At 67.5% G+C, this 2,641-nt stretch carries 2 protein-coding genes and 1 pseudogene; all 3 read left to right on the forward strand.

Going from position 1 to position 2,641, the window contains the following annotated elements:
• The first annotated feature begins 243 nt into the window (after positions 1-243).
• Complete coding sequence (zwf, locus tag HC022_RS23625; RefSeq protein WP_008884521.1) at positions 244-1,704, forward strand: glucose-6-phosphate dehydrogenase; 1,461 nt, start codon at positions 244-246, stop codon at positions 1,702-1,704.
• A complete protein-coding gene (pgl, locus tag HC022_RS23630) occupies positions 1,701-2,378 on the forward strand; it encodes a 6-phosphogluconolactonase (protein WP_167454034.1) in 678 nt (225 codons plus the stop codon). The genes zwf and pgl overlap by 4 nt, the downstream gene beginning before the upstream one ends.
• 33 nt (positions 2,379-2,411) lie before the next feature.
• Positions 2,412-2,641: pseudogene (locus tag HC022_RS23635) on the forward strand (glucose-6-phosphate isomerase); the annotation flags it as partial.

The following is a 2,641-nucleotide window of genomic DNA, read 5'->3' on the forward strand; positions in this document are numbered from 1 at the left end:
TCGGCCGGGGGAAGCCTCCCCGAATGCGACGCCTGACGGGTGACACGCGGGCCCGGCGCGTCCACCCCGAGGGGCCCCCGAGCGGGCGAGACGGACAAAACACCGCCGGTCCGGCAGAATTTCGGATCGGGTCATTGCCGCGCCGCCGCACGATGTTAGACTCGCGGCACGCGATGGGTTAGGGAAAGGAAGCGTTGTTAACGCTAACGTCACCAGATGCAGAGAATCGGAGAACACCCGGCCATGGTATCCCGCGTCATTCCCGTCGACCCGTTCGACCTGGTCATCTTTGGCGGCACCGGCGATCTGGCCCGCCGCAAGATCATCCCGGCGCTGTTCCGCCGGTTCTGCGCCGGCCAGATGCCCGACGACAGCCGCATCATCGCCGCCGCGCGCTCGGAAATGGACGATGACGGCTACCGCGAGTTCGCGCGCGAGGCGATTGCCGAGTTCGGCAAGAAGAGCGCCGACAACAAGAAGGCGCTGAAGGGCTTCCTCAAGCAGTTGCATTACGTGCCGGTCGACGCCAAGGGCGAGGGCGGCTGGGAGAGCCTCAAGAGCCTGCTGCGCGACGACGAGAACGTGGTGCGCGCGTTCTACTTCTCGGTGGGCCCGAGCCTCTTTGCCGATCTCGCCAAGCAGGTGCGCAGCCACGAGCTGTCGACCCGCGAGAGCCGCATCGTCGTCGAGAAACCCTTCGGCCACGATCTCGAAAGCGCGCGGGCGTTGAACGAGGAGCTGGCGCAGCACTTCCACGAGGACCAGATCTACCGGATCGACCACTACCTCGGGAAGGAGACGGTTCAGAACCTCATGGCCGTGCGCTTCGGCAACATGCTGTTCGAGCCGCTGTGGAACGCGCAATACGTCGATCACATCCAGATCACCGTGGCCGAGACCGTGGGCGTCGAGGGGCGGGGCTCCTACTACGACAAATCCGGCGCCATGCGGGACATGGTACAGAACCACCTGATGCAGCTCCTGTGCCTGATCGCCATGGAACCGCCCGCCCGCTTCGAGGCCGACGCGGTGCGTGACGAGAAGCTCAAGGTGATCCGCGCGCTGGATCCGGTGGATCCGGACCAGATCGTGCGCGGGCAGTACACCTCCGACGGCGAGATGGCCTCGTACCGCGAGGATGCCGAGAACGCGACCTCGAAGACCGAGAGCTTCATCGCGCTCAAGTGCTACATCTCGAACTGGCGGTGGGCGAACACGCCCTTCTACCTGCGCACCGGCAAGCGGCTGGCGGCGCGGGCCTCCGAGATCGCCGTGGTCTTCAAGGAAACGCCGCACTCGATCTTCGGCATCGACTCGGGCCGGCACCGCAACGTGCTCTCGATCCGGCTGCAGCCGAACGAGGGCATGACGCTGGGCGTGACCATCAAGGAGCCGGGCCCGGGCGGGATGCGGCTGGTCGACGTGCCGCTCGACATGTCCTTCGCCGAGGCGCTGGGGCCCGAGGCCGAAGAGGTGACGGATGCCTACGAGCGGCTCATCATGGACGTGATCCGCGGCAACCAGACGCTGTTCATGCGCGGTGACGAAGTCGAGGCCGCCTGGGCCTGGACCGATCCGCTGATCGAAGGCTGGGAGCGGCGCGGCGACTCGCCCAAGCCCTATGACGCGGGCAGTATCGGGCCGGACGACGCGGCCTTCCTGATCAACCGCGACGGTCGCCGTTGGAGGGGGATCAAGGCGTGAGCTACGAATTCAGGACCTACCCGGACCGCGAGATGCTGGCGATGGACCTCGCCAACCAGATCGCGGGAGAACTGCGCGCGGCGCTGTCGCACCAGGACCGCGCGGCGCTGGCGGTGCCGGGCGGCACTTCGCCCGGGCCGGTCTTCGACGCGCTCTGCGCCGCCGATCTCGACTGGGACCGGGTCGACGTGCTGCTGACCGACGAACGCTGGGTGCCCGAGAGCTCGGAGCGCTCGAACACCCGGCTGCTGCGTGAGCGGCTGCTGGTCGAGCGTGCCGCGGCGGCGCGCTACCTGCCGCTCTATGCCGAGGCCGCCGAGCCCGAGGAACGGCTGGCCGAGCTTGCCGATGCCATCGCGCCGGCGCTGCCGCTGGCGGTGGTGATGCTGGGCATGGGGGCGGACATGCACACTGCCTCGATTTTCCCCGGCGCCGACAAGCTTGACGAGGCGCTGCACGACGAGGCACCGATCCTGCTGCCGATGCGGGCACCGGGCGCGCCTGAGCCCAGGATTACGCTTTCCGCCCCGGTTCTCGACGGCGCGCTGAAAAAGCATCTGGTGATCTATGGCCACGACAAGCGCGACGTGCTTGAAAAGGCCAAGGGGTTGGCGCCGACCGAGGCCCCGATCAACGCGGTGCTCGACGAGGCAGTCGTGCACTGGGCCGAGTAAACCGCTCCGACCAGACACACGGGGACTAGATACATGTGGGATGACCTCAAAACACTCGCCGCGGCCCGCGACGGGCGCCGCATCGACGCGCTCTTCGCCGAGGACCCGGCCCGCGCCGCCAGCTTCTCGATCGAGCAGGACGGCATGCTGTTCGATTTCTCCAAGACCCAGCTCGATGCCGAGATCCTCGCCGCGCTGATCGCGGTGGCCGAGGGCGCCGGTGTCGAGGCACGCCGCGAGGCGATGTTCTCGGGCGCGAAGAT

It is taken from the genome of Salipiger sp. HF18, assembly GCF_011806505.1.
In the GTDB taxonomy this organism is placed as follows: domain Bacteria; phylum Pseudomonadota; class Alphaproteobacteria; order Rhodobacterales; family Rhodobacteraceae; genus Salipiger; species Salipiger thiooxidans.